Origin of the sequence: Mycoplasma sp. HU2014, from assembly GCF_001199495.1 — a bacterium.
Classification (GTDB): domain Bacteria; phylum Bacillota_I; class Bacilli_A; order Mycoplasmatales; family Mycoplasmataceae; genus Mycoplasma.
Genome location: NZ_LFYS01000032.1, coordinates 1 through 4,985 on the forward strand (window position 1 = coordinate 1; position 4,985 = coordinate 4,985).

Sequence of the window (4,985 nt, forward strand, 5' to 3'; positions counted from 1 at the left end):
CTTTCTAATTGGTAGGTATATAAGGTATATAACTCTATGTTTGATTGTATTTTGGTTTGTGGGTATCTTTTCAGTTGGGGTTTGAGTTAGTTACAAAGTCACAAAAGTAAATAACTTTTGATGTATCTCAATTTGATATGTTCTGATTAAAACTTTCTGCTCGACTAAACATGAAACTCATATCAGTTACTTTTGAAGTGTTAAAATTAGAGATATTTGTATTGAATCTTTTAGCATTGTAAAACATAAAACTCATATCAGTTACTTTTGAAGTGTCTCAGTTTTCGATACCTTGTATTTTTGTATTTATGTTCTTTCAAAAAGCAAATTTCAAGCTTGTAATGTGCTTAGGTAGTTCACTAGGTACTTTTTTAGTCTTATAATGAAAAGATTGAATTTCAACTACACCGTCTTCATTTGTAAATCAACCGATTTCTAAGCATTCGGTGAAATCTGAGTTGTATTTTGGGTTTTTGTAAAGGTTTTGGTTGTTCATATTTTGTATCCTTTCTAGGGTATATAAGGTGTATAAGGTATATAACTCTATGTATGTTTGTAGAATGATTTGTTATAAATGTTTTTTTGAGTAAGGTGAATTAGATATTTACATTTTTGTATTATTAAATCTAATTTGTAAAATCACTCCAGCTATAAAACTCATCAGAAAAAATGCTAAAGAAACTGGTACTAAAGCAAATGAGGAATATATAATTGCAAAAACAACAAAAAATGATGCAGTAATTAAAGAAAGAAATAAAGCAAAGAAATAAAAATATGTTTCTTTTTGTTTGAAAAATGGTTTTTCCATATATATCTCTCCTTTTTAAGTGTTTATTCTCATAAAATTGCAAATTCATCATCATCTTTGTTTTCATTTGGATTTGATGAAATGTTTTCTAATGTTTTGTTATCAATAGAATCAAAGAAATCATAGTTTTGATAATTGTCATTTTTAATTTTTTTGGATTCTAAAAATTTAACTTTATCAACTACAACAGAAACAATAGTTTCAATTCTTTCATCAGGTGTTTTATTGCTTCTTGTAGTGATCTTTCCATCAACAGAAATTAAACTTCCTTTTGAAAGATACTTAGCCATGTTTTCAGCATTTTTTCCTTTAACAAAACAAGGAATAAAATAAGCAAGTGATTTTTCTTTTGAAACATATTCAGTCACTGCAAGTGTAAAGAAGAGAAATTTTTCATAAGTTTTAGATTCTCTTAACTCTAAATCTCTTGTTATTCTTCCTACTAAACAAACTCTATTCATAAAAATTTAATTATCCTTTCTGGGGGTATATAAGGTATATAAGTTATATACAGTATGTCTTATTTTCATTTGTTTTAATGATTGTTTTACAAGAACAAGTTTTTTTAAAAAGTTTAAAAGTTCAACTTTTCTTCTTAATTATGTGTTTTGAACATACATGGTAATGGATTTCTTTAATTTCACTAATGTTATTTATTTCTTTGTAAATATTAAATTTATTTCTTTTCATTGTTATTTTTTAAACACTGTAAAGATTTTTGTTATGTCAGATAGTTTTCTTCTTTCAACTTTAAAAAAGATGAAAAAAATACTAATTATAACCACTGTTATACTAACTGTAATAATAAAAATTCATTTACCTATTCTATTCGCACTTTGTTGTATAATTACAATTTCTTCAGGTGTAAAAAACTCAGTAGCATAAATACTTTCTAAGTTTCCTTTAAGATATTTAATAGAAATTAAAGACCAAATTTGAAATAAGATTACTAATGAAAATGTAGATAAACTAACTATATAAACTATTTTGTTATGAATTATTAGAGATTTAATATCTGGTTTTTTAAGTAAATAAAAAGTGTACAAAGTGTAAGAAAGTGTTGAAATTAAAATTAATCAGTAAATTGTTAAACAAATTCAGTTGACATAATATTTCTTTTTTAATTGTTTTTTATAAAGTTGTTTTGCAAGAAATGGAATGCCTTTGTTATTTTGATTAGTTTTATAAGTTTTGATACCAATTTTTAATTGATGTAAATTAATCAAGTTAACTAAGAATGTAAAACCTAATATAAGAAAAGCACAACTTAAAAATACATATAACAATCAATGATTGCTGGTTATCATTTCTTTTGTTATTAAATTAAAATTTTTTGAATTTAAAAAGTCAATAATTTTTTCTGTTCAATCAATTTTCAAAATTAAAACTATTAATGTAGAAATTAATAAGAAAGAAGAATATATAAAAAACCTATTTTTAAGTTTTCTAAACTTAATAAAATTCTTCAAAGGTTCTAGTCCATTTTCAAAATTCATTGAAATGGGTAAATTGTTATTAAATGATATTTGTTCTTGCTGAACTAAAAAATTAGAATTCATAATAGCATAAAAAATACCTTTCTATTGTGTAAATGTTTGTTTATTTTCACACCAAATGGTTAGGTAAATCTTGATATTTGCTATGAACGTTAAAAATCTATCAAGTAAATTCACCCGATAGTTGTCATATTCATTTTTTGTGTTTGTTTTTTTCTAATAATAATTATATAAAAATATTTTTGAGAATTAAAGATTTTGAAGTGAAATCTGGAATATTAAAGATTTTGAATTGAAAATGTGATCATTTTAACAATAAAAAAGTTTCTATAAATAGCTAGAAACTTCAATTTTGTTTATATATTATTTTTAAAATTTAAGGATTAGATTTTAATATAATATCCTTCATATTCATAAGATTTAGCTATACCTTTCATAAATGTAGTTCTGTCATTAACTTTATCAGTTAGATGTTTTTTTAATAATGATTTTAGTTCTGCTGGATTAACACTTGACCTAATCATAGCAGCTAAATAATAATTCTTATCAATAAATTCTCAATTAACTACTAAATTTAATCTCTTTTTTAATATTAAATCTAATCAAATTCTAGTTGAACGACCATTTCCTTCTCTAAATGGATGGGCAATATTCATTTCAACATACTTTTCTATAATTTCATCAAAAGTATTTTCTGGCATTTTATCAATTGAATTTAAATTTTCTTCTAAAAACATTAATGGAGCAAACATAAAATCATTTTTTGCTATATTAACTTTTCTCATTTCTCCAGCAAAGTCAAATACATCTTGAAAAATATATTTATGAATTTGTTGTAGTCCTTTTCAAGTTCCAACTTCAAAAGTATTAATAATATTTTTATCTCATAATTCTTCACAACGTTTTTTAGAAAGTTCAATCTCATGTTCTTCTTCAACAAAGTTTGGTTTCATAATTAAACATCCTTTCTAAATAAAACTTCATATTTTATTATACAACTTTAATAAATTTGATTTTATATTTTTACTTGAATTTTTTATAATTTTACATTCATCTAACAATACAAGTGTTTTTAAGGGTTTTAACCAAATATTTAACCAATATTTTATTAACTTTAAATTTTTGATTGTTTCTATTATCTTAAAATCTCTTTAAACCCTATTAATAACTCCATATTTCAACAAAAATCATTATTTAGTAATAAAATACCAAAACATTAAAAATCGTTGTTTATTTGATGATTTTTATAAGAAAAGAAAAAATTTGTGTTTTTTCATAATTTATATTCCAAACTTGTGTTTGAGAATATAAATTGCCTACCACGAAAATATGAAATATTTGAGTGGTATTCTTTTATCTTTAATTCTTTAATTATAAATAAAATATTATTTTATTTATTTAATAATGTTAATTTATTAATAATATTAATCTTTTTAATTCTTTAATCTATAAATTCTTTAATCTATAAATTCTTTAATTAGAGAACATCTTTTTTTGCTACTTTTTTAAAAATCAATAAAAAATAACTTTAAAACAACTGAACTTATCTATTTTTTAGAAAAATATCTCTAATTTTATGACTTTTCTCATTTTTTTAGAAATTTAACCACGCTAAAAAACCTTAGATAATCAAAACCTAAGTAACAAAAAACTAATATTTTTTAAAATATTAAAGTAATTCTTCTAATTCTTTATATCATTGTTCATCTTTTTCAGATATGAAGCTATTGACAAATTCAGCATGTTGTTCATCATATAAAAGATCTTCAATATCTCTTTGTTCATATTCTTTATAGAACTCAACTAATTCATACAAGATATCATCTGATTTAAATTCATAATCTTTAAAAATAGCATAATTTTTTAACTTTTCAATTTCATTTTCATTTAATTTAGTAAAGTCAAATCCATGTTTTTGTGGTTTTGGTTTTCAAAACAATTTTGTAAATCAATCAGTTGTTTTATTTCAAGCTTGTTCAACTGCTTGTTTAGTTTGTTCTTTTTTCTCATTGAATTTTTGTTTACCTTTTTCAATATGATAAAAAACATTAATTTTTAAAAGAAAAATAAAAGCTTTAATAGTTCCTATATTTGATGACCTTTGTGCTCCTTTTTTTCTTAAACAAAAGTTTACCGCATAAATTAACTATACAAACATCATAAAATATAATAAAAAGCAGTTATATTGCATAAAAAATGAGATTTTAATTAAAATATCTCGTTTTTTTGTTACAAAAATTTAAAAAAATACTTTAAAATATTCCAGAAAATTTAAAAAAATACTTTAAAATATTACTTAATTATGCTATAATTTAACTATATAATTAACTATATAGGAGGTTAACATGGGAGTACCATTAGAGATACGACAAGTTACAAGACCAAAGAATACTGTAATAAAAAAATCTGGTTCAAAATGAGCTGTAATTGAAAGAGTTGGTTGTGTAAGAAAAAACGGTTCTAATCAACCAAAAGAGGGTAAAGTGATAGGACACATCATTGATGGTGAGTTTATTAAAAAAGAAGAAATTAAAAAGGAGATTAGCTTTAAATATTATGGTGATTATGAATTAGCTAAATCGGTTTCACAAGATATTTTAAGTGATCTAAAAGAAGTTTATACATCAGATTTTGCCAATCACTTGTATGCAATTTCATTATTACGTTCTATAAATCCAAAA

The 4,985-nt window shown here is 22.5% G+C and carries 6 protein-coding genes and 1 pseudogene; 1 reads left to right on the top strand and 6 read right to left on the bottom strand.

Features of this window, described 5'->3' with window-relative positions; genetic code table 4:
• Positions 1–34: 34 nt before the first annotated feature.
• From AB668_RS01735 to AB668_RS01760, 6 genes are all read right to left on the bottom strand, one after another.
• Positions 35–496, bottom strand: coding sequence for a BspA family leucine-rich repeat surface protein (locus AB668_RS01735; protein WP_050517355.1), 462 nt, complete (start codon positions 494–496; stop codon positions 35–37).
• A 108-nt stretch (positions 497–604) separates the two neighbouring features.
• The gene (locus AB668_RS01740) at positions 605–808 is read right to left on the bottom strand and encodes a hypothetical protein (RefSeq protein ID WP_050517356.1); all 204 of its coding nucleotides are present in this window, start codon (positions 806–808) and stop codon (positions 605–607) included.
• A 23-nt stretch (positions 809–831) separates the two neighbouring features.
• Positions 832–1,269 (bottom strand): single-stranded DNA-binding protein, encoded by a 438-nt coding sequence (locus AB668_RS01745; RefSeq protein WP_050517357.1) that lies wholly within the window; start codon positions 1,267–1,269, stop codon positions 832–834.
• Positions 1,270–1,500: 231 nt separating this feature from the next.
• The gene (locus tag AB668_RS01750) at positions 1,501–2,367 is read right to left on the bottom strand and encodes an MSC_0882 family membrane protein (RefSeq protein WP_050517358.1); all 867 of its coding nucleotides are present in this window, start codon (positions 2,365–2,367) and stop codon (positions 1,501–1,503) included.
• A 320-nt stretch (positions 2,368–2,687) separates the two neighbouring features.
• On the bottom strand, positions 2,688–3,257 hold the full coding sequence (fic, locus tag AB668_RS01755) for a protein adenylyltransferase Fic (protein ID WP_050517359.1): 570 nt from the start codon (positions 3,255–3,257) through the stop codon (positions 2,688–2,690).
• 716 nt (positions 3,258–3,973) lie between these two features.
• Positions 3,974–4,243, bottom strand: coding sequence for a hypothetical protein (locus tag AB668_RS01760; RefSeq protein WP_050517360.1), 270 nt, complete (start codon positions 4,241–4,243; stop codon positions 3,974–3,976).
• Positions 4,244–4,649: 406 nt separating this feature from the next.
• Between AB668_RS01760 and AB668_RS05920 the strand changes: the two are divergent.
• Positions 4,650–4,985 (top strand): annotated as a pseudogene (locus AB668_RS05920) (hypothetical protein); the annotation flags it as partial.